Origin of the sequence: Sphingopyxis sp. YF1 (assembly GCF_022701295.1) — a bacterium.
GTDB lineage: Bacteria > Pseudomonadota > Alphaproteobacteria > Sphingomonadales > Sphingomonadaceae > Sphingopyxis.
Window position 1 is genome coordinate 3297630 of the sequence record NZ_CP033204.1, and the last position, 22032, is coordinate 3319661.

Genomic DNA, 22032 nt, shown 5'->3' on the forward strand with positions numbered 1-22032 from the left:
CTTTGGGGTGGAGAGCTGCCATTAGCGCGCTAAATGGTGCTGGGGGTCGAGCGAATGAATATTTCAGAGAATGACGGCACCTTCACAGCACAGCATGTGACCGGTCCTACGCACAATATGCTCCGTTTGAAGATTGGCCGGGGCGCACTGCAAGAGTTCGTCGTTACGGTCCTCCCCCCTATAGGAGAGTGCAGTCATCCTGGCGGCCAAACGGTAGAAGAGATTGCTCTGGCGATCAAAGCAGGCGTTGCAGACGCAAATGCCGCTCTGAATACCGACTACATGGTAGAGGCTGCTGCCATTGTTGAAAATGACACCCGGCAGCGTGGCATCTACGAATATCTGACTCGAAAAATTGTCGAGAGAGCAGCGGCGGCGCAGGAAACATAACGTCCGCTATCGGTCGTCAGCCGACGCCGCCCGCCTCGGCGCTTTCCTATTTTATCCGCCGCCCTATATCCTGCCCAGTTCCATGACCCGCGCCCGCGTCCTCCTTTTGACCGCCGCTCTCGGCCCGCTCGACTATCGCGTGCCTCAGGGCAGCGAAGCGCCGCTCGGCAGCGTCGTCGTCGCGCCGCTCGGGCCGCGCCGGATGGGCGGCGTGGTGTGGGAGGATGCCAGTTTCGGCGCCCCCGAACCCGTCGGCGACAACCGCCTGCGCAACCTCTATGAAATCGTGCCGGTGCCGCCGGTGCCCGCGCCGCTGCGCCGCCTCGTCGAATGGACGAGCGATTATTATCTCGCGCCGCCCGGATCGGTGCTGCGGATGGTGCTCCCCGGTGCCGCCTTCGCCGACGCGCGGCGCCCGATCGTCGAATATCGCGCCACCGGCGAAATCCCAGCGCGCATGACGCCGCAGCGCATCGTCGCGCTCGAGGAGATCGGCGAGCGGCAGGGCATGGTGCGCGAACTCGCGGCGCTCGCCGAGGTCAGCGAGGCGGTGATCCGCGGGCTCGTCCAGACCGGCGCGCTCGAAGCGGTGAGCGTGTCGGCCGACGCCCCCTACCCCGAACCCGATCCCGCCTTTGCGCCCCCCGACCTGTCCGACGAACAGACGGCGGCGGCGGCGCAGCTCCGCGGCGCGGTCGCGGCGGCGGCATTCGAAACACTGCTGCTCGACGGGGTCACGGGATCGGGCAAGACCGAAGTCTATATGGAGGCGATCGCCGCCGCGATCGACACGGGCCGGCAGTCGCTCGTCCTGCTCCCCGAAATCGCGCTCACCGAACCGATGCTCACGCGCTTCGCGGCGCGTTTCGGCTGCGAGCCCGTCGCCTGGCATTCGGGGCTGCGCGCGGTCGAGCGGCGGCGCGCGTGGCACGCGATCGCCAGCGGCGAAGCGAAGATCGTCGTCGGCGCGCGCTCGGCGCTGTTCCTGCCCTACGCCAAGCTCGGCGTGATCGTCGTCGACGAGGCGCACGAGACGAGCTTCAAGCAGGAGGATGGCGTCCATTACCACGCGCGCGACGTCGCGGTGATGCGCGGGCATTTCGAGGGACTGCCGGTCATCCTCGCGAGCGCGACCCCCGCGCTCGAAAGCCTCGCGATGGTCGAGGCCGGGCGCTATCGCCACATCCAGCTTCCGGCACGCTTCGGCGGCGCCACCCTGCCCGACCTCGCCGCGATCGACATGCGGAACGATCCGCCCGACCGCGGCCGCTGGCTGGCACCGCCGCTCGTCGATGCGCTCGCCGACCGCCTCGCCAAGGGCGAACAGAGTCTGCTCTTCCTCAACCGCCGCGGCTTCGCGCCGCTGACCTTGTGCCGGACCTGCGGCCACCGCATCCAGTGCCCCAACTGCACCGCGTGGATGGTCGAGCACCGCCTCGTCCACCGGCTCGCCTGCCATCATTGCGGCCATGTCATGCCGCCGCCGCGGCTCTGCCCCGAATGCGAGGACGAGGACAGCCTCGTCGCCTGCGGCCCCGGGGTCGAGCGCGTCGCCGACGAGGTGAGCTTGCGCTTTCCCGAAGCCCGCACCGCTATCGTCACCTCGGACACGCTCTGGTCGCCCGCAAAGGCGGCCGAGTTCGTCGACAATGTCGAGGCCGGGCTGGTCGACATCATCATCGGCACCCAGCTCGTCACCAAGGGCTATCATTTCCCGAACCTGACGCTCGTCGGGGTGGTCGACGCCGACCTCGGCCTCGACGGCGGCGACCTGCGCGCCTCCGAACGCACCTTTCAGCAGATCGCGCAGGTCGCGGGGCGCGCGGGACGCGGGGTCAAGCCCGGCGAGGTGCTGATCCAGACGCGCGTCCCCGACGCGCCGGTGATGGCGGCGCTCGTCGCCAACGACCGCGACGGCTTCTACGCCGCCGAGGCCGCGGCGCGGAAGTTCGCGGGCGCGCCGCCCTACGGCCGCTTCGCCGCATTGGTCATCTCGTCGGAGGATATCGAGGTCGCACGCGGCGTCGCCAAAAGGCTCGGCGACAAGGCGCCCGTCGCCGAAGGCCTCGCCGTCTACGGCCCCGCGCCCGCCCCACTGGCGATGCTGCGCGGCCGCCACCGCTTCCGCCTCTTGCTCCACGCGCCGCGCAGTTTCGACCTGCAGGGCGCGATCCGCGACTGGGTCGGGCAGATCGACTGGCCGTCGAAGGCGCGCCTCGCGATCGACATCGACCCCTATAGTTTCGTTTGAGCACGCGGGGCTTTACAGCCCCGCAGCGCGGTGCCAGCATCGGCGGACAAAGCTGGGGGAGCTTGCATGATCAGATATTTAGCGGCGGGGGCCGCGATAGTCGCGGCGTTGACCGCCACAATAGCCGACGCGCGCTGGCTGCGCGCCGAAACCGAAAGTTTTATCATCTACAGCGAGGGGAGCGACAAATCGCTGCGCGATTTCGCCTCGAAACTGCAGCGGTTCGACGTCGCGCTGCGCCTGTTGCTCAATGTCAAGGAACAGGGCGAGCCCAACCGGTTGCCGATATACCTCCTTGCTTCGACGGGCGATGTCGCAAAGCTGCATAGCGGCTCGCGCGATGCCTCCGTCGTCGGTTTCTACCGGACTGCGCGCGACGGCAGCTTCGCCGTGTCGCACCGCGACAATGGCGGCTCGACCCGCGGCACGTCCCCGTCGCAGGAAACGCTGTTCCACGAATATGCGCATCATTTCATGAAGCGCTATCGCACGGGCGCCTTTCCGGCGTGGATCATCGAAGGTTTCGCCGAATATTATTCGACCGTCGATTTCGACAAGAATGGCAAGGCGCTTATCGGCAAACCCGCCTATGGACGCGGCTACGGGTTGGTCCAGTTGCCGCAGATTCCGGTGGCGGCACTGATTACCACAGACCCCCAGTCACTCAAAACCGTGGGACAGGTCGACGTCTACTATGGGCGTGCCTGGCTGTTGATCCATATGCTGTTCCACGACCCTGCGCGCGACGGACAACTGGGCACCTATATCCGTGCGATCAACATGGGCGTGGAACCCACCCAGGCGGCGCGCACCGCGTTCGGCGACATCGCGAAACTGGACAAGGATCTGACGGTCTATCTGAAGCGCCCTCTCAGCTATCGCATGACCAACGATCCGATCCCTGTCCCCGCACAAATCACCGTGTCGGTGCTTCCCCCGGCGGAGGATGCGCTGATCCCGCTTCGTCTCGCACGAATGAACGGCCCGGCCCGCGACGACGACGCCAAAGCGATCCGCGACAGCTTGCGCACGCTCGCGGCAACCCATGCGGACTCGGCTTCGGCCTGGTTCGAATATGCCGCCGCCGAATGGGGACTCGACGAAGATGTCCGCAATCTCCCCGCGGTGCGCAGTGCGCTCGACCGCGCCCTCGCGATCAAGCCTGACCATGTCCGCGCCAACGTCCTGCTCGGCGAATGGATGATGCACGACCTCGACGAAAAGGACGACTTCGAGGATGCAAGCTGGGTCAGGGCGCGGGCGCCGGTCGAACTGGCAATCAAGACCGATCCCAACGACCCGCTGCCGCTCTATGTCTATTATCAGAGCTTTTCCGAGCAGCGCGAAATGGCGCCCACCGCAGCGATCGACGGGCTGGAGAAAGCGTTCCGGCTTTCGCCCGAGAATATCCAATTCCGCGTCGCCTACGCCCTCGCTCTCGCCAACCGGGGCCAGTTCGGTTCCGCAATCCAGCTGGCGCAGTCGATCGCCTTTGACCCGCATATGGGCGCACAGGCCCGCCCGCTGCTCAACCAGTTGCTGCGACTGCGCGCCGAGAGCACGGGCCTCCGCGAGGAGGCCATCGAAGCCGAGGACGAGGTCGGGAACGGAACCGGGGAATAGCTCCGGTCAGTAATCGGGTTCGTCACCGCCCAAGACCTGTGCAGCCTGTCCCGTGAGCCACGCCATCGCGGCCGCCCAGGGCTGGTGCCCATGGCTGATCCGCGCCACGCCGAGACCTGCCAGTTCGCCGTGCGTCGGACCGCCCTTGCCGCGCAGGATGTTCACCGGCAGCGGCGAGGCGTCGCAGATCGCGCCGATGCATTTCGGGTCGAGCAGGAAGGGCACGAACAACGACCCCGCGCCCGCATCGGCATAGGCACGTGCGCGTTCGAGGGTCGCGGCGACCAGCGCATCGCCGTCCGACGCGACATCGGCGCCGCGGAAGGTGTCGCAGCGTGCGTTGACGAAGATCCCGGTGTCGGCAGCGGCGCGGTAGCGCGCCTGCGCCTCAGCAACCGGGAGCAGCGCGGTTTCGCCGGGCAGCCGATCCTCCATATTGATCCCCGCCGCGCCCGCTTCGAACGCGCGCACGACCGAAGCACCGACCGCGGCCGGATCGGCGCCATAGCCCGATTCCATGTCGATCGTGACCGGAAGGTCGGTGACCGACAGGATGCGCCCCAGATTTTCGAACACATCCTCCAGCGGGGAATCCTCGCCGTCGGCGCGGCCCTGCGCGCCCGCGACGCCGAAACTGCCCGTCGCGATCGCCTTTGCCCCCGCCGCGGCCACCGCCCGCGCGCTGCCCGCGTCCCAGATATTGACGAGGATGAGGGGGGCGCCGGGAACGTGCAGGGCGCGGAAACGGGCAATTCTGGCAGCGGTGTCGGTCATCTCGTCCATCCTTTCGGCAAGCGGTTGATGCGCGTCATGGCCTTGCTATAGTACCGCATCGAAAACCGGGGGAATACAAAGTGGTTGCACTGTTCAACAAGGCTCTGCGCGCCGGAGCCCTTCTCGTCATGCTGGTATCGGCCAGCATCGCCCACGCCGAATGGTGGGAAGCCGAAACCAGTCACTTCATCATCATTTCGGAAAGCAGCAAGGAAGATACCGAGGGTTTTGCGACGCGGCTCGAACGCTTCGACAACGCGCTGCGCTATATGCAGGGGCTGCCCGTCCCCGGACCCGAAGTCGGCGACGCGAACAAGGTTCGCGTCTATCGTTTCGGCAATACCGACGACATCGGCCGCCTCGCTGGCAGCGCTGGCGTCGCGGGTTTTTACATTCCGCGCGCCGGGTCGGCGGTTTCCTTCGTTCCCGCAGAGGAGAGCGACGACGATCGGTTCAACCGCGACCTGACCCAGCGTGCGATCCGCGAGCGGACAACCCTGTCCCCCGAACGCATCCTGTTCCATGAATATGTCCATCATTTCATGCTGCAGAAATTCAGCACCGCCTACCCGCACTGGTATGTCGAGGGTTTCGCAGAGCTTTACGGGACGCTGGAACTGCTCGACGGCGGGGCCTTCCGCGTCGGAAATGTACCCCAGCACCGCGGATCGGCGCTGTTCGAGCTGCCGGGCATCCGCCTGTCGCGACTGTTCGATCACAGCAAGAGCCTCGACGGGCTGGACATGTACCAGTCCTATTCGTTCGGCTGGATGCTTGCCCACTATCTGAACTTCAACAAGGATCGACAGGGCCAGCTCGCCGCTTATCTGAAGGCGCTGAATGCCGGCGAAGACAGCCTGGTCGCTGCAAAGCGGATTTTCGGCGACCTCGACAAGCTGCAGGCCGAACTGCGCAAATACAAGGATGGTCCATTCCCGACGCTCGACGTTCAGCCGGCCAATTATGTCGCGCCGAAAGTCGTCATCCGTCGCCTGACGCCCGGCGAAGAGGCCGTCATGAAGGCCCATATCAAGAGCCAACGTGGGGTCAACAAGCGCGAAGCGCGAAGCGTCGCCAATGAAGTCGCAGGCAAAGACGTTCAGTACAGCGACAATCTGGCGGTCCAGTTGATGACAGCGGAGGCCTATAACGACGCGCTCGAATATGCGAAAGCCGAAGCGGCGCTGAAGCGGGCGCTCGCGCTCGATCCACAGTCGGAAAAGGCCAATATCCTGATGGGCGGCCTGTTCATGTCCCGCGCCAAGGAAGAAAAGGACAAAACGCTCTACGCCAAGGCACGGCCCTGGTTCTCCGAGGCGTACCGGCTCGACCCTAAGGATCCGCGCGCCGCGATCGGTTATTACATGACCTATTACGAAGCCAAGGAACCGATCCCCGAGCCCGCACTGATCGCGCTCGAAAGCGTGTTCGACTATTCGTCCTACGACAATGGCTATCGCCTGATCTTGGCGCGCCAGCTGCTCGACGAGAACAAGGGGAAGCTCGCCCGCTCGGTGCTCGCGCCGCTTGCCTTCTCCAGCCACAAGCAAAAGGAAGCGAATAAGGTGGCCGAGGTGGTCAAACAGATCGACGCCGGCCAGATCCAGGAAGCGCGCGTGACGATGGCCGCGATCTTCGCCGAGCAAGAGAAGGAAGAGGGCAAATAGGATCAAGGGATCGATACGGATCCGGGCGACCAGCATGCTTCGCGCGCAAGGCTGGTCGCCCCTCAACTATTTCCTCTCCCGCTTCAGCAGTTCGTCCTTGATCGGCAGGCCATAGGCGTAGCCGCCCAGCGACCCGTCGCTGCGCACGACACGGTGGCACGGGATCAGCACGGCGACATTGTTCGCACCGTTGGCGCTGCCCGCGGCGCGCACCGCCCTGGGCTTGCCGACCGCGGCGGCGATATCGGCGTAGCTGCGCGTCTCGCCCGCGGGGATCTTACGAAGCTCGCGCCACACGGCTTCCTGAAAGGCGGTGCCCTTCACATCGAGCGGGATGTGGTCGAAACCGTTCACGGGAGCCTCGACCGCCGCGACGACTTCGCGCAGCAGGGCCGCAAAGGCATCGCCGCCCTCGACCAGCTCGGCCGCGGGGAAGCGTTCCTCGAGCGCCGCGCGCCCCTCGTCGAAGCTCAGCCGGCACACGCCCTTCGCGGTCGCCGCGACGAGCATGTCGCCCAGGCTGGTCGGAACGACCGCCCAATGGATCGTCGCCCCCTTGCCGCCGTTCACCCACGCCGAAGCCGTCATACCCATGCGTCCCTCCATATTGTCGTAAAAGCGCGACGGCCCCGAAAAGCCCGCGTCGTAGATCGCGTCGGTCACCCGCGTGCCGTCGCTGAGCGCCGTTCGGGCGCGCTCCTCGCGCAGCGCGCGGGCATAGGCGGCGGGCGACAGCCCGGTGTGGCGCGTGAAGACGCGCTGGAAATGCGTCGGCGAATAGCCGGTGCGCGCGGCAAGGTCGGCGAGCGCGAGCGGCTCCTCGCTCTGCTTGATCGCGGCGATCGCCTTGATCACCGCGCTTTCGTCGCGCGCGACGTCGTCGGGCAGGCAGCGCTTGCACGGGCGCAGCCCGGTCGCGCGCGCCGCGGCGCCGTCGGCAAAGAAGCGGATGTTCGCGCGCAGCGGATGGCGCGCGGCGCAGCTGGGGCGGCAATAGATGCCGGTGGTGAGCACGCCGGTGACGAAGCGGCCGTCCTGCGCCTTGTCGCGGCGCAGCACCGCGGCCCAGCGCGCATCGTCGGTCATGGTGTCAAAAGCCATGATCAATTCCTCTCGATCCGCGCGGCGAAACAGCCGTGCGCGGCATTATGCGCATCGATATAGGCAATGCCGCCATCGGCGAACAGGTCGCGGATTGCGGCATCGGCCTCGCCCGGTCCGGCAAGCCGCGCGGCCTGCAGCATGCCCGCGGCGTCGAAAGCACGCAGCGCCAGCGTGCGCCCTTCGAACAGCGGCGGCACCGCGTCGACGAAACGCGCCGGCCGGGCGTCCCGCCCGACATAGATGGCATAGGCGCTGCGATAGGGGGTCGCGACGTCGTGGCTGACATGATGGAGCAGGATCAGTTCGTCGCCCGCGCGGGCATCCGCGAGGCTGATCCGGCACGGAAAGCCGCGATCGGCCGCCGCGGCCACACGCCGTGCGCCGCGTTCGGCCAGTTCGGCGTCGCCCAGCGCGAACAGCGGCGCAAAGGGGGCGGGATCGAGCCCGGTTATCGCATAGGTCATGAGGGGGTCCTTTCACAGCGTCGGAACCCTTTTGCCCGGGTACGGCGATGCGTGCGTCCCGATGCTTGCGTTCAAAACCCGGGGGGCGGCGGACGGCCGGATCGGCAGCTTCGGGGTGGTGAGCCGCGATGGCCTTGTTTCATCGTCCCGGGTTGGGTGCGGCCGGGCAAGCGCCGCGCGGCATTTCCAAAGTTCAGCAAAATTCAGCCCTGCGCGCGTCCCCGATCGGGACCTCGCGCCTGCCGGGCAGCGACCGCTTTTATCCGCCAAATGAAGAAGCCGGACGAAGGCTGACACAGCCGGATAATATAGGAAAGGCCTATTTGCGGGCGATGCCCGCCATGGGGTGGAAAGCGGACGTTCCCGCCTGACTTCGTCATCCCGGACTTGATCGGCGATTATCCCCTTGAAACAAGTAGCCCCTACGGCTATACGATTCGCATGAGCAAAGCACCTACCCTTCGCCAGTTTATGGACCGCTTCCCGACTGAGGATTCGTGTCTCGACCACCTCATGCGTGTCCGCTTCGGTGACCGGCATGACTGTGGCGGTTGCGGCAAGAGCGCACATTTCTACCGGGTCGCGAAGCGTCGGTCCTACGCTTGCGAATATTGCGGGCATCAGGTCTACCCGACGGCTGGCACCCCGTTTGACCGGACCCGAACGCCGCTGCGCGACTGGTTCTTCGTCATGTTCCTGTTCTGCACGTCGCGCCACGGTGTTGCCGCCAAGGAGGTCGAACGCCAGCTAGGCGTCACCTACAAAACGGCATGGCGTATGTGCCACCAGATCCGGGAATACATGGGGTCGCTGGATAGCGACGACCCGCTGGGCGGCATGGGTGAGACGGTTGAGATCGATGAGACGATTGTCGGCGGTTCGGTGTCCGGCAAAGGCAATGGCTACATGGGCAACAAGACCGTTGTCGTTGGGATGCTCGAACGTCGCGGCGAACTCATCACCCGCGTTGTCACTAGCCGGACCAAGTTTGCCATGCACAACCTGATCCAGCAGCACGTTCTTCCCGGCACCCGTATCAGCACCGACGAAATGGGTGGTTACAAGGACATCGACCGGAAGGGCTACAGCCACATCAAGGTCAACCACAATCGCGGTCAGTATGCGACCAAGGATGGGGCGGGAGTGAACGCGATTGAGGGCTTCTGGGCGCAGCTAAAGCGCGGGATCAACGGCACCCATATCCACGTCAGCCGTCAACATCTTCCGAAGTATCTTGGAGAGTTTGAGTTTCGCTGGAACATGCGTCAGACGCCTCACCTGATGCTTGATCGTCTGCTGGTTTCTTTTTCCCGGTAACAGGGGGACCGCCATGCACCATGGCGGATAGCAGTCGGTCGAAGCGGTCATTGGGATCGTCGGTCATCTGCCAGATATAGCATGGATCGGGCTGCGCGGTAACCCTTGCGGTATTCTGATACCTGTGGTATTGAGATACCCGTTATGGGAAAACTGATTTGCCAGACTAGCAACCTTGGTTTGATGCATGTTGTCCTGCTTCCAACGATCACCGTGGGTGCAATTCGTAACCCTTTTCGGAAGGATGATTTGCTGACACTGTCGGTTGGATTTCAGTGGGGATGCTGGAGTCTTGACGCTAGCTGGACCTTCGAGGTCTCCCATAGGTCACTTCTTCATTCGGTAGTCCGCAATATCCTCCCATGCGCGAAGTGCTGAGGTTTCCGAACGGCCTTCTTGAATCAGTCTTTCGCCGTCGTACTCGCCGCTCGCTACCCAAACAGTCTTGCGACGCTGATAAGTGCTGACGTCGTGGGGTCTCCCTCCGACATATACGATATGTACGCCCATAAAGCCCGCTCCCTCCCTGTGGGGCTTCTGGCATGGACTTTCGGTCGCCTTCAACCTACATCCGCTCTGTCGCCTTCGGTCTCGTAAGCCGTCTGCGATGCACTGAACGTGCTGAGCACGGGTCCGCTCTGTCGGGCGGCCCACGAAATAAAACACCCTCACGGGGAATACGTGGGGCGTGCTCGCCCGTGCTCGCACGTTACGAACCACCCGGCACCAGCCGGGGCGAGCGGGGGAAATTGTCGTGAAAACTATTGCTAAGATCGCATTGGCCGCAGCGGCCCTTTCGATCACGCCTGTTGCCGTTGCGCAATCGGACCCGATGGCGAAATACCGGAAGAAACTGATGGAGCGCGGCGAGGCCGACTATGCCCGCGCTGTCACGGTTCTAGACGACGACATGGAGACGATTGCCATCATCAGCACAGAGCGTGCAGGAAGGACCAAGGGCCATATCCCCATGGGTGAGGGCGACGTCATGTTGCGGGCGGGGATTAACAAGGAGACTGGCGCGACGCTGTTCCAGATCACCGCAAGCATCGGCTATTGGGGTGACTGGCGATTCTATTCCCTCGGTAGTTATTCGACCCCCGCTGGGCCAGTGGGGGTCACCCCTCGCGTCATCAGTCGGGACGTGATTACCTGCATGGCCGGTTGCAAATATCAGGAGACTGTTGCCGTGGATGTCGATATCCAGACCCTTGAACTGATTGCCGCGTCAGGTGAGCCATGGCGTTTCAGATTTCAGGGTCGTGGACCGGTTTGGAACGAAGAGATGAATCCGGCGGAGGTCAAGGCTCTATTGGCGGCGGTATCGCGCTATAAGGCGGGACGCGGGCTGAGTTAGGGCGGGGACAGGAAACGCGGTTGTTCGTTGGTCAGTTTTGCATAGTTCACCAGCGCGTCTCGGCTGACGGTCGAATATTCGTCCCGACCGACCAGATGAAAAGTCAGCGCGAGACGGGGGTTCTTGTCACGTGAGAACGGCTCTAAAACAGCCAGCTTTCCCGTTTTCACGTCCCGCCCCATGCGCTCAGCCAATGCCTTAACTACGCCCGGAGCATTGGCCGGGTAATCTTTGGCTGGTAGCTTTCCGACCCACAAATACGCCGCCTGCCACACTTTCATCTGGTCGACATTCCGCCAGTATTCCAATTCTTCGTCTGTTGCTTGGGTTTCCTTGCGATAACGAGATGGACGGGCGAAGAATTGATCCGGCGCTATCGGCGCGTACTTCGCAGGGGCTGTCGTCTGAGTTTCTCGTGTCGGTGGTCGCCGCACCAGATATAGGACTGCACCATACAGGACGCAGAACGTCAGAAGCCAAAGCACGATCCCCAAGTCGCCCCCGGAAACATGGGCTTTGAGGAAATCCCCCATACTGTTGGCGGCGGCGTCTAGCACACCCCACCTGTCAATGACCTTTGTGACGAAATAGCCAATTCCACCTGTGATCGGAATGGCGGCAACCGAAACAAATTTGTCCCTTTTAGCTTTCGTTTTTGATAGTTCCCCCATCCGGCCCGCATACCAGCGGTTGTGGCCTTAGTCACGATACTTGTCCGAAGGGGATAATTGCCGACTTGATCCGGGATCCATAGCAGTCTCGAAGTCATGGACCCCGGATCAAGTCCGGGGTGACGACGAAAGACAGACCCGCAGCCTGTCGAAGCGGTCCCATTCCTCCCTGTCGCGCAGCGATGGGGAGGTGGCAGTGCGAAGCGCTGACGGAGGGGCCGACGCCGTCAAGCGTCGCACGGCCTTTCAGCCCCTCCACCACTCGCTGCGCGAGCGGTCCCCCTCCCCATGGCCTGCGGCCACAGGGAGGATTTATGTCTGCAACCGGTCGATTGCTGCCATGAGTGTCGCACCGACCGGTAACTTCCGAAATGGGTTGGTGAGCGGACCGCGTCCATTTCCGGTCATCCCGGCGAAAGCCGGGGTCCATTGCAGAAACACGCCAGGTTCGTGTCGGCATTCTGGGCCCCGGCTTTCGCCGGGGTGCACATCTCTATCGGCGACTATCGGTCGCATGCTGCCGTTCTCCGTCGCAATCACGGTCAATGACCCGTTGGGACGGAAAGCTGTCCCATAACCCTCGCCATACCAAAAGTGTCGGTTCCCGCCCGAAAACCGCCATCGCCCAGCCCCCGAACCGTATTGCTGTATTATTACATTGACACACTATCGTTCGTGCGCCACGCTTCCCTTCCAATCGGGGAGTCCGCAACATGGCGACGATCGACGCTTCCTTCGCACCCGGCCGACCGGCGCGCGGCACCGACTGGCTCGGGCGCGCGGCGACCTTCTGCTATCTGGCGATCGCGGCGGGGCAATTGCTGTTCACCGCCTTCATCCTGCTCTTCTATTACCCGTCCGCGCTGTCGGGCGATTTCGCGGCGTGGAACACCAAACCGCTGATCAAGGGCTTCGTGCCGGGCGATGCGGCGGGAAATCTCTTCTTCGCGGTGCATGTGCTGATGGCGGCGCTGATCACCTTCGGCGGGCTCGTCCAGCTCATCCCCGCGATTCGCACGCGCCGCCCGGCGCTCCATCGCTGGAACGGGCGGCTCTATATGCTCAGCGCGCTGGCGCTCGCGCTCGGCGGATTATGGCTGACATGGGGGCGCGGCACCTGGCTGAACCTTCCCGGCGCCTTCGGCATCACGCTCGACGCGCTGCTGATCCTCGGCTTTGGCTGGCTGGCGTGGCGGAGCGCCCGCGCGCAGCGTTTCGCCGCGCATCGGCGCTGGGCGATCCGCCTGTTCGTCGTCGCGAGCGCGGTGTGGTTCATGCGCGTCGGCTATATGGCGTGGGGGATCGCCACCGGCGGCGCGGGAATCGGCAAGGCGATGGACGGCCCCTTCGACCTGTTCCTCGCCTTTGCCAACTCGCTGCTGCCGCTCGCGGTCGCCGAACTCTATCTGCGCGCCGGCGCGCGCGGCACCCCCGCGGCCAGAAAGGGCGTTGCAGCGCTGCTTGCGCTCGCCGGCCTCGTCATCCTTGCCGGCAGCGCGGGGGCATGGATGATGATGTGGAGCCCCTATATCTGACGGCGCACCGCTTGCCTTCGCGCCGCACCCGACTAGGTTGCGCGCCATGACCCGCCTGATCGCGCTGCTGCTCGCCCTTCTCTCGCTCACCCTTCCGGCGCGCGCCGCCGACGATATCAGCGCCGCGTCGCGCAGCGTCGTGCGCGTCGTCACCGTCGCGATGGTCGACGGCGAGGTCGTCGGTTTCGGCCATGGCAGCGGCATCGCCATCTCGCCGACGCGAATCGTCACCAATGCGCATGTCGTCGAATCGGCGGTGCGCTATCCCGGCAATGTCGCGCTGGGCGTCGTCCCGTCGGAGGGCCAGAAAAGCTATGCCGCCAAGCTGATCGCGATCGACACCAAGCGCGATCTTGCGCTGATCGAGATGACCGAAGGCCGCGTGCCCGCCGCGGCGCTCTACGTCGGCCCCTTCGAATCGGGCGCCGACGTCGTCGCGCTGGGCTATCCCGGCAATGTCGACCTGGCGACCGCGCGCAGTTCGGCCGACTATATCACCCCGCGCACCCCGGTGCGCAGCGAGGGCAATCTGTCGAACATGCAGGCGATCGACGGCATCGCGAGCCTCGTCCACACCGCCAAGATCGCGCGCGGCAATTCGGGCGGCCCGCTGGTCGATGGCTGCGGCCGTGTCGTCGGCATCAACACCTTCATCACGCGCGCCGACGACGGCGATTCGCCCTTCGCCTTCGCGATATCGAACCGCGAGCTCACGCGCTTCCTGACCGATGCCGGACAGAGCTTCACGAGCATCGGCACCGCGTGCCTGTCGCTCGCCGACGCCGATGCCCGCGACCGTGCGGCGCTCGACGCCAGCGCGCGCGCCGCGGCGCAGGCCAATGCCGCAAAGGATGCCGCCACCCGGCTCGACCGCGAATTGCGCACCGCCCGCGCCGAACAGGATGCGCTCGCCGCGCGCGAGAATCGCATCGCGCTCGCCGGCGTCCTCTTCGTCATCGGTGCACTCGCCGCCGGGGCAGGGCTGATGTTCTACGGCCAGAAGAATCTGCGCAACGCGAAGATCGCGGGTGGCGCGGGCGCGGTGCTGATCCTCGCCGCCGCGATCCTCTTCCTCACCCGTCCCTCGGCGCAGGCCGACCTGCCCGCCGACGGGCCCGACGCCGACGGCAATGCGACCTTGCCCGCCGCGCTCGCCGAGGGCCGGCTGCTCTGCACCATCCGCCCCGACCGCAGCCGCATCACCATTTCCGAAACCCCCGACGTACCCGTGACGATCGGCAAGGACGGCTGCGTCAACGGCCGCACCCAATATGCGCAAGGGGCCGACGGACGCTGGCAGCGCATCCTGGTTCCCAACGAAGAGGCGACGGTGACGATCGCCTCGATCGACCAGGCCGGGCGCGAATATCGCGTCGATCATTATCTGCTCGATGCCGAAACGATGGCGAAGGCGCGCGAGGTGCGTGCGGGCGTCGCGATCAAGGGGTGCAGCGCCAACCCCGACCAGCTGGCGGCGCTCGCGACGCAGCAGGACGCGATCCGCTCGGTGCTGCCCGCGAGCCCCAACGAACGGCTGGTCTACGAATGCCAGAAGCTCGCGGCGGGCGCCGCGGCTCCGGCGCCCTAGGGCAGGCCATCGACCCAGCGCGTCAGGATCGCCTGCGCGGGCGCGGTATAGGCGAGTTCGTGCCCCGCGCCGGCGACGCGTTCGACCGTCGCGTCGGGCCGCGCCTGCCGCAGGCGCACCAGATTGTCGGGGGTCACCAGCGTATCGGCGTCGCCGTGCATCAGGAATAGCGGCGCACCGACCTTCGGCAGTTTCGCCGCATTGTCGAAACGGTCGCGCACCAGCCACCGCGGGATGAGCGGAAGCTGACGCTGCACGACCGACGGCAGGTCGGAAAGCCCCGACACCAGCATCAGCGCCGCGACCCGGTGCCGCACCGCCATTTCGGTCGCGGGCCCCGATCCGATCGAATTGCCGACGACGACGATGTCGCGCGCCGCGACGCCCGCTTCGGCGAGCCAGCGCATCGCGGCGTCGCCGTCGCGGTACAGCCCCGTCTCGTCGGGGCTCCCCGGATTGCCGCCGTAGCCGCGATATTCGGCGAGCAGCAGCCCATGTCCCGCCGCGGCCGGCCCGCGCATCGCCTGAATCGCGCCGTCGAGATTGTCGCCATTGCCGTGAAAGAAGAGGATCGTCTTCCGCCCCGGCTGCGCCGGGCGGTAGAAGGCGGCGAGGCGCAGCCCGTCGACGGTCCGGCTGTGGACGAGGCGGAAACCCTCCGGGGCCGCGGCGGGATATTGCGCGGGCGCCGGAAACAGCAGGCGGCGCTGCTGCGTGTAGAGCAGCGCGGTCGCCGCGAGCAGAAGGGCGAGCAGAACCAGCGCCGAGCGGAGCGCAACCTTCACGGCGCCAGCGCGTCCAGCCCCAGCGCGTCGGCGATGCGTTCCGCGGCCGCGCGCGGCGCAACCGTCCCGGTGTCGACCGTCACCGCCGCGGGCGGCAGCGGCGGATAGGCGAACGCCCCCGCGGCTTCGAGGTCGCGCAGCAGCGCGAGCGACGAAAGCTTGCCGCTCGCCTGCCGCGACGGCGCCTCGACGCGCGCCGCGACGATGGCGGACGAACAGGTCAGCGCGACGAAATCGACGCGCCCGCCCGCCCCCGCGACCAGCGCCGCGACGCGCTGCGGAAAGTCGGGCGCGACGCTCGCCTCGGGATGGAAGGTGAAGATCAGCGAGCGGTCCTCGTCCGCCGCCGCGGCGAAGACGTCGAGCCACATGCGTTCGCGCAAGGCGACGAAACCCGGGCTGCCGAACGGAAACACCGCGAGCAGCGCGTCGACGACCAGATGGTTGTGGAACAGCGGCAGCCCGGTCAGCGCCGCGAGTTCCTTCGCGACGGTGAGCTTCCCCGACGCCGCAGGGCCGTGGAGGAAGACGAGCCTCACCCCCCGCACGCCCGGAACAGCATCAGCGTGCGCTCGCGCGCGAGTTCGCTCGACGGTTCGTGATAATCCTTGCGGCGGTCGCTGTTGAAGCCGTGGTTGGCGTCATAGACGAAGATCTGCGCGGTCGGATGATCCTTCGCGATCAGCGCCTCGACCCCCTCCATCGGGATGCCCGCATCGAAGCGGCCGAAATGGGCGATGGTGGCGCAGGCCGGCGCCGGATCGGCGAACTGGGTCGGAACGAGGCTGCCATAATAGGCCGACGCCGCGGCAAGATCGGGGCTGATCTGCGCCATCCGCCACGCGACCGAGCCGCCGTAACAATAGCCGGTGATGAACACCACCCCCTTCGCCTTGAGCGCATCGATGCACGTCTGCGCATCCTTCAGGCTCTGCTCGAACGGGTGCAGTTCGCGCGCCAGCTGCACCGCGCGTTCGAACTGCGACCCCGAATAGTCGCTCTCGAACCCCGGATGCTCGCGGTCGAACAGCGCGGGCGCGAGCACCTCATAACCGTCGGCGGCATATTCGTCGCACAGGTCGCGGATATGGTCGGTGACCCCGAAGATCTCCTGGATCAGCACCAGCCCGCCGCGGCGCTCGCCTTCGGCCGGGGCATGATAGACGGCGATTTCGGCGCCATCGTCCATCGTCATCCGAATCATCTCACCCATATGCTTGTCCCTCATCCGTTCGGGCCGAACCTGTCGAAGTTCCGTCCTTCTTTCTTTCGACCTTTGAAGAAAGAACGGCCCTTCGACAAGCTCGGGGCAAACGGGTTTCGGGAGGCGGCGGGATTCACCCCGCCCCCACCTTGCATTGCACCAAAATCGTTGCTAGGCGCGCCGCGACTTCGCGCGGGGGACGTTCACCGAATCTCCCCGTAAAAGCGCGACCCATCCCCCACGGGATCGTAGCAAAGGACTTTCACGCGTGGAGAATTCCGGCGGCATTCAGGGCAACATCACGGCGGGCCTCGCGGGCCGCTATGCGGTCGCTTTGTTCGATCTGGCGCGCGAATCGAACGATATCGATAGCGTCCAGAAGAGCCTCGCGACGCTCAAGACAGGTCTTGCCGAATCGGCCGACCTCGCGGCGCTGGTGTCGAGCCCGGTGGTCAGCCGCGGCGACGCCGCCAAGGCGATCGCCGCCGTCGCCAAGGCGATGAAGCTCGATTCGCTGACCGGCAAGTTCCTCGGCGTGCTCGCCGAGAATCGCCGCCTCGCCGACCTGCCCGCGATGATCGACGCCTATCAGGCGATCGTCGCGGCGCACCGCGGCGAAGTGACCGCCAAGGTCACCAGCGCGCACCCGCTGAGCGCTGCGCAGCTCAAGGCGCTCGCCGCGAACCTCAAGACCCGTGTCGGCCGCGACGTCCAGATCGCGACCACCGTCGATCCCGCCATCCTCGGCGGCCTCGTCGTCCAGCTGGGCAGCCAGCTGATCGACGGCAGCATCCGTACCCGTCTCAATAGCTTCGCACAGGCGATGAAAGGCTAAACAATGGAAATCCGCGCCGCTGAAATCAGCAAGGTCATCAAGGACCAGATCGCCAATTTCGGCACCGACGCCACGGTCAGCGAGATCGGCTCGGTGCTGTCGGTCGGCGACGGTATCGCCCGCGTCCACGGCCTCGACAATGTCCAGGCCGGTGAAATGGTCGAATTCGCCAACGGCGTGAAGGGCATGGCGCTCAACCTCGAAGCCGACAACGTCGGCATCGTGATCTTCGGCTCGGACGCCGAGATCAAGGAAGGCGACCAGGTCAAGCGCACCGGCACGATCGTCGACGTCCCCGTCGGCAAGGGCCTGCTCGGCCGCGTCGTCGACGGCCTCGGCAACCCGATCGATGGCAAGGGCCCGATCAAGGCCGACAAGCGCATGCGCGTCGAAGTCAAGGCGCCGGGCATCATCCCGCGCACCTCGGTTCACGAACCCGTCCAGACCGGCCTCAAGGCGCTCGACGCCCTCGTCCCCGTCGGCCGCGGCCAGCGCGAACTGATCATCGGCGACCGCCAGACCGGCAAGACCGCCGTCGCGATCGACACCTTCATCAACCAGAAGGACGTCAACGCGGGCGACGATGAATCGAAGAAGCTGTACTGCATCTATGTCGCGGTCGGCCAGAAGCGCTCGACCGTCGCGCAGATCGTCCGTCAGCTCGAAGAAAACGGCGCGATGGAATATTCGATCGTCGTCGCCGCGACCGCTTCGGAACCCGCACCGCTCCAGTATCTCGCGCCCTACACCGGCGTGACGATGGGCGAATTCTTCCGCGACAACGGCATGCACGCCGTGATCGTGTACGACGACCTTTCGAAGCAGGCCGTCGCCTATCGCCAGATGTCGCTGCTGCTCCGCCGCCCGCCGGGCCGCGAAGCCTATCCCGGCGACGTTTTCTACCTGCACAGCCGCCTGCTCGAGCGCGCGGCAAAGATGAACGCCGACAACGGCTCGGGCTCGCTCACCGCGCTGCCGATCATCGAAACGCAGGCGGGCGACGTGTCGGCCTATATTCCGACCAACGTGATTTCGATCACCGACGGCCAGATCTTCCTCGAAACCAACCTCTTCTACCAGGGCATCCGCCCGGCGATCAACGTCGGCCTGTCGGTCAGCCGCGTCGGCTCGGCCGCGCAGACCAAGGCGATGAAGAAGGTGTCGGGCTCGATCAAGCTCGAGCTCGCGCAGTATCGCGAAATGGAAGCCTTCGCCCAGTTCGGTTCGGACCTCGACGCCTCGACGCAGAAGCTGCTCAACCGCGGTGCGCGCCTGACCCAGCTGCTGAAGCAGGCGCAGTTCCAGCCGATGCCGTTCGAGGAGCAGACCGCATCGATCTTCGCCGGCACCAACGGCTATCTCGACAGCGTCGCCGTCACCGACGTCACGCGCTACGAACAGGCGATGCTCGCCTATCTGCGCAGCGATCATGCCGATGTGCTGAAGACGATCCGCGACACCAAGGACCTTGGCGACGACGCCAAGAAGGGTCTGGTCGCGGCGCTCGACGCCTTCGCCAAGATTTTCGCGTGATCTGATCCCCGGCGCAAGCCGGGGCCCATGAGATCCCGGCCTCGCGCCGGGATACAAGGATAGGGCTTCATGGCCAATCTGAAGGAACTCAAAGGCCGGATCGGCTCGGTCAAATCGACCCAGAAGATCACCAAGGCCAAGAAAATGGTCGCGGCGGCCAAGCTGCGCAAGGCGCAGGCGGCCGCCGAAGCCGCGCGCCCCTATGCCGAGCGCCTCGAAGGCGTCGTCGCGAGCCTCGCGTCGAAGGTCGGCGGGTCGGACAGCGCGCCGAAGCTGCTCGCCGGCACCGGCCGCAGCGACACCCACCTGCTCGTCGTGCTCAACAGCGACCGCGGGCTGGCCGGCGCGTTCAACTCGAACATCGTCAAGGCCGCGCGCGACAAGGCGAACGAGCTGCAGGCGCAGGGCAAGAAGGTCCTCTTCTACCTCGTCGGCCGCAAGGGCCGCCCGGTCATCGCGCGCCTGTTCGCGGGCCAGATCATCGAGCAGTACGAGACGACCGGCATCCGCGAAATCGGCTTCGAGCAGGCGCACGACGTCTCGGCCAAGGTCATGGAACTGTACGCGACCGGCGCCTTCGACGTCGCGCACCTCTTCTATTCGAAGTTCCGCTCGGCGCTCCTCCAGGAAGCGACCGGCCAGCAGCTGATCCCCGTTCCCGCCCCGGCCGAAGCCCCGGCGTCGAGCGGCGCCGCGGTCGAATATGAGCCGGGCGAGGAAGAAATCCTCGCCGACCTGCTGCCGCGCAACATCACGATCCAGATTTTCAAGGGCCTCCTTGAAAACGCCGCGTCCGAACAGGGCGCGTCGATGACCGCGATGGACAATGCGACGCGCAACGCGGGCGACCTGATCAACAAGCTGACCATCGTCTACAACCGCACGCGTCAGGCCGCGATCACTACCGAACTCATCGAAATCATTGCTGGCGCGGAAGCGCTGTAGCTCCACGAAGAAAGTGGGCGCCGAAGCGCTCTAACCGATCAACCCGAGGAACAAACCAATGGCAACCGCACCCGCCCCTGAAAAGAAGGCCCCCGCCAAAAAGGCCGCCGCGCCGAAGAAGGCCGCCGCAACCGCCGGCGCCGCGACGGGCCGCATCGCGCAGGTCATCGGCGCCGTCGTCGACGTCCAGTTCGACGGCCCGCTGCCCGCAATTCTGAACGCGCTCGAAACCGACAACGGCGGCAACCGCCTCGTCCTCGAAGTCGCGCAGCACCTCGGCGAAAACACCGTCCGCACCATCGCGATGGACGCGACCGACGGCCTGACCCGCGGCAGCCCGGTCACCGACACCGGCGCGCAGATCTCGGTTCCCGTCGGCCCGCAGACGCTCGGCCGCATCCTCAACGTCATCGGCGACCCGATCGACGAACGCGGCCCGGTGAACGCCGGCATGACCGCGCCGATCCACGCCAAGGCTCCCGAATTCGTCGACCAGTCGACCGAAGCCGCGATCCTCGTCACCGGCATCAAGGTCATCGACCTTCTCGCCCCCTATGCACGCGGCGGCAAGATCGGCCTGTTCGGCGGCGCCGGCGTCGGCAAGACCGTTCTCATCCAGGAACTGATCAACAACATCGCCAAGGGCCATGGCGGCGTGTCGGTGTTCGCGGGCGTCGGTGAACGCACCCGCGAAGGCAACGACCTCTACCATGAATTCCTCGACGCGGGCGTTATCGCCAAGGACGCCGACGGCAACCCGACCCCCGACGGGTCGAAGGTGGCGCTGGTGTTCGGCCAGATGAACGAGCCCCCGGGCGCCCGCGCGCGCGTCGCGCTGTCGGGCCTCACCATGGCCGAATATTTCCGCGACCAGGAAGGCCAGGACGTGCTCTTCTTCGTCGACAACATCTTCCGCTTCACCCAGGCGGGTTCGGAAGTGTCGGCGCTGCTCGGCCGTATTCCCTCGGCGGTGGGTTACCAGCCGACCCTGTCGACCGACATGGGCGCGCTGCAGGAACGCATCACCTCGACCAACAAGGGTTCGATCACCTCGGTGCAGGCCATTTACGTCCCCGCGGACGACTTGACCGACCCCGCGCCCGCAACCTCGTTCGCCCACCTCGACGCGACGACCGTGCTCAACCGCGCGATCTCGGAACTCGGCATCTATCCGGCGGTCGACCCGCTCGATTCGACCAGCCGCGTTCTCGAACCGCGCGTCGTCGGCCAGGAGCATTACGAGACCGCGCGCCGCGTCCAGGAAACGCTGCAGAAGTACAAGTCGCTGCAGGACATCATCGCGATTCTCGGCATGGACGAACTCAGCGAAGAAGATAAGCTGACCGTCGCCCGCGCGCGCAAGATCCAGCGCTTCCTGTCGCAGCCGTTCCACGTCGCCGAAGTCTTCACCGGCATCGACGGCAAGTTCGTGCAGATCGAAGACACGATCAAATCGTTCAAGGCCGTCGTCGACGGCGAATATGACCACCTCCCCGAAGCGGCCTTCTACATGGTCGGCGGCATCGAGGAAGCGGTCGCCAAGGCCGCCAAGCTGGCTGCCGACGCCGCCTAATGCAATTTCCCCTCCCGCTCCGGCGGGAGGGAAATGAGAGACTGACATGGCCCTGAAGTTCGAACTCGTCACCCCCGCCCGCCTCGAACGGTCGAGCGACGTCTATATGGTCACCGTGCCGGGCAGCGAGGGCGATTTCTCGGTGCTCGAAGGCCACGCGCCCTTCATGGCGACGCTGCGCAACGGCCCGCTGACCATCTATCCGACGCAGGGCGCCGCGCCCGAGACGATCGAGGTCGAGGGCGGCTTCGCCGAGGTCAACGAGGCCGGGCTGACCGTCCTCGCCGAGCATATCGCCGGCTGACACCGGTCTCCGCATCATCGGATCAAACGGGGCCCGCATCGGATCGATGCGGGCCCCTTTGCGTTGGGCGGCGGCGCATTAGGACAATCTCAAAGTTTCCGGTCTATTCACC

The 22032-nt window shown here is 65.5% G+C and carries 21 protein-coding genes; 13 read left to right on the plus strand and 8 right to left on the minus strand.

Annotated features, from left to right (window positions below; all coding sequences use genetic code 11):
- The first annotated feature begins 33 nt into the window (after window positions 1–33).
- The 3 genes from EAO27_RS16005 (at window position 34) to EAO27_RS16015 (ending at window position 4264) form a co-directional block, all read left to right on the plus strand.
- Window positions 34–390: a hypothetical protein gene (locus EAO27_RS16005; protein WP_242771578.1), complete on the plus strand. Its 357-nt coding sequence runs from the start codon at window positions 34–36 to the stop codon at window positions 388–390.
- A gap of 82 nt (window positions 391–472) precedes the next feature.
- Window positions 473–2641, plus strand: a complete 2169-nt coding sequence (locus tag EAO27_RS16010) for a primosomal protein N' (RefSeq protein WP_242771581.1) — start codon at window positions 473–475, stop codon at window positions 2639–2641.
- A 66-nt stretch (window positions 2642–2707) separates the two neighbouring features.
- Complete coding sequence (locus EAO27_RS16015) at window positions 2708–4264, plus strand: hypothetical protein (protein ID WP_242771584.1); 1557 nt, start codon at window positions 2708–2710, stop codon at window positions 4262–4264.
- Window positions 4265–4270: 6 nt separating this feature from the next.
- On the opposite strand, the gene EAO27_RS16020 is transcribed toward EAO27_RS16015, so the two are convergent.
- Window positions 4271–5038, minus strand: a complete 768-nt coding sequence (locus EAO27_RS16020; protein WP_242771587.1) for an isocitrate lyase/phosphoenolpyruvate mutase family protein — start codon at window positions 5036–5038, stop codon at window positions 4271–4273.
- Between the two features lie 80 nt (window positions 5039–5118).
- Here EAO27_RS16020 and EAO27_RS16025 point away from each other — a divergent pair, with 80 nt between their 5' ends.
- On the plus strand, window positions 5119–6705 hold the full coding sequence (locus EAO27_RS16025) for a hypothetical protein (protein WP_242771590.1): 1587 nt from the start codon (window positions 5119–5121) through the stop codon (window positions 6703–6705).
- A 66-nt stretch (window positions 6706–6771) separates the two neighbouring features.
- On the opposite strand, the gene ada is transcribed toward EAO27_RS16025, so the two are convergent.
- Window positions 6772–7806, minus strand: coding sequence for a bifunctional DNA-binding transcriptional regulator/O6-methylguanine-DNA methyltransferase Ada (gene ada / locus EAO27_RS16030; protein WP_242771593.1), 1035 nt, complete (start codon window positions 7804–7806; stop codon window positions 6772–6774).
- Window positions 7807–7808: 2 nt separating this feature from the next.
- Window positions 7809–8273 carry a DUF1203 domain-containing protein gene (locus EAO27_RS16035; protein ID WP_242771596.1) on the minus strand — a complete coding sequence of 155 codons (465 nt, stop codon included), beginning with the start codon at window positions 8271–8273 and terminating at the stop codon, window positions 7809–7811.
- 441 nt (window positions 8274–8714) lie between these two features.
- On the opposite strand from EAO27_RS16035, the gene EAO27_RS16040 reads away from it, so the two are divergent.
- Window positions 8715–9590 (plus strand): IS1595 family transposase, encoded by an 876-nt coding sequence (locus EAO27_RS16040; protein WP_242771599.1) that lies wholly within the window; start codon window positions 8715–8717, stop codon window positions 9588–9590.
- A gap of 327 nt (window positions 9591–9917) precedes the next feature.
- On the opposite strand, the gene EAO27_RS16045 is transcribed toward EAO27_RS16040, so the two are convergent.
- Window positions 9918–10100: a hypothetical protein gene (locus EAO27_RS16045; RefSeq protein ID WP_242771600.1), complete on the minus strand. Its 183-nt coding sequence runs from the start codon at window positions 10098–10100 to the stop codon at window positions 9918–9920.
- Between the two features lie 244 nt (window positions 10101–10344).
- Between EAO27_RS16045 and EAO27_RS16050 the strand changes: the two genes are divergently transcribed.
- Window positions 10345–10947 (plus strand): hypothetical protein, encoded by a 603-nt coding sequence (locus EAO27_RS16050; RefSeq protein ID WP_242771603.1) that lies wholly within the window; start codon window positions 10345–10347, stop codon window positions 10945–10947.
- Here EAO27_RS16050 and EAO27_RS16055 read toward each other — a convergent pair.
- On the minus strand, window positions 10944–11618 hold the full coding sequence (locus EAO27_RS16055) for a hypothetical protein (RefSeq protein ID WP_242771605.1): 675 nt from the start codon (window positions 11616–11618) through the stop codon (window positions 10944–10946). The two genes, EAO27_RS16050 and EAO27_RS16055, sit on opposite strands and share 4 nt — an antisense overlap.
- Window positions 11619–12331: 713 nt before the next feature.
- On the opposite strand from EAO27_RS16055, the gene EAO27_RS16060 reads away from it, so the two are divergent.
- Window positions 12332–13153 carry a DUF2306 domain-containing protein gene (locus EAO27_RS16060; RefSeq protein ID WP_242771607.1) on the plus strand — a complete coding sequence of 274 codons (822 nt, stop codon included), beginning with the start codon at window positions 12332–12334 and terminating at the stop codon, window positions 13151–13153.
- A gap of 46 nt (window positions 13154–13199) precedes the next feature.
- Complete coding sequence (locus tag EAO27_RS16065) at window positions 13200–14741, plus strand: serine protease (protein ID WP_242771609.1); 1542 nt, start codon at window positions 13200–13202, stop codon at window positions 14739–14741.
- Here EAO27_RS16065 and EAO27_RS16070 read toward each other — a convergent pair.
- The 3 genes from EAO27_RS16070 to EAO27_RS16080 are packed head-to-tail and all read right to left on the minus strand — an operon-like array spanning window position 14738 to window position 16739.
- A complete protein-coding gene (locus EAO27_RS16070; protein WP_242771612.1) occupies window positions 14738–15526 on the minus strand; it encodes an alpha/beta fold hydrolase in 789 nt (262 codons plus the stop codon). The two genes, EAO27_RS16065 and EAO27_RS16070, sit on opposite strands and share 4 nt — an antisense overlap.
- Window positions 15523–16065 (minus strand): AAA family ATPase, encoded by a 543-nt coding sequence (locus tag EAO27_RS16075; RefSeq protein ID WP_242771615.1) that lies wholly within the window; start codon window positions 16063–16065, stop codon window positions 15523–15525. The genes EAO27_RS16070 and EAO27_RS16075 overlap by 4 nt, the downstream gene beginning before the upstream one ends.
- Window positions 16062–16739: a dienelactone hydrolase family protein gene (locus tag EAO27_RS16080; RefSeq protein WP_242771618.1), complete on the minus strand. Its 678-nt coding sequence runs from the start codon at window positions 16737–16739 to the stop codon at window positions 16062–16064. Before EAO27_RS16080 ends, EAO27_RS16075 begins: the two co-directional genes overlap by 4 nt.
- 259 nt (window positions 16740–16998) lie before the next feature.
- Here EAO27_RS16080 and EAO27_RS16085 point away from each other — a divergent pair, with 259 nt between their 5' ends.
- From EAO27_RS16085 to EAO27_RS16105, 5 genes are all read left to right on the plus strand, one after another.
- The gene (locus tag EAO27_RS16085; RefSeq protein WP_242771621.1) at window positions 16999–17565 is read left to right on the plus strand and encodes a F0F1 ATP synthase subunit delta; all 567 of its coding nucleotides are present in this window, start codon (window positions 16999–17001) and stop codon (window positions 17563–17565) included.
- Window positions 17566–17568: 3 nt separating this feature from the next.
- A complete protein-coding gene (atpA, locus tag EAO27_RS16090; RefSeq protein ID WP_242771624.1) occupies window positions 17569–19098 on the plus strand; it encodes a F0F1 ATP synthase subunit alpha in 1530 nt (509 codons plus the stop codon).
- A 69-nt stretch (window positions 19099–19167) separates the two neighbouring features.
- Window positions 19168–20043: a F0F1 ATP synthase subunit gamma gene (locus EAO27_RS16095; RefSeq protein ID WP_242771626.1), complete on the plus strand. Its 876-nt coding sequence runs from the start codon at window positions 19168–19170 to the stop codon at window positions 20041–20043.
- A gap of 58 nt (window positions 20044–20101) precedes the next feature.
- Window positions 20102–21616 carry a F0F1 ATP synthase subunit beta gene (gene atpD, locus EAO27_RS16100; RefSeq protein WP_242771628.1) on the plus strand — a complete coding sequence of 505 codons (1515 nt, stop codon included), beginning with the start codon at window positions 20102–20104 and terminating at the stop codon, window positions 21614–21616.
- Between the two features lie 46 nt (window positions 21617–21662).
- Window positions 21663–21920, plus strand: a complete 258-nt coding sequence (locus EAO27_RS16105; RefSeq protein WP_242771630.1) for an ATP synthase F1 subunit epsilon — start codon at window positions 21663–21665, stop codon at window positions 21918–21920.
- Window positions 21921–22032: the final 112 nt, after the last annotated feature.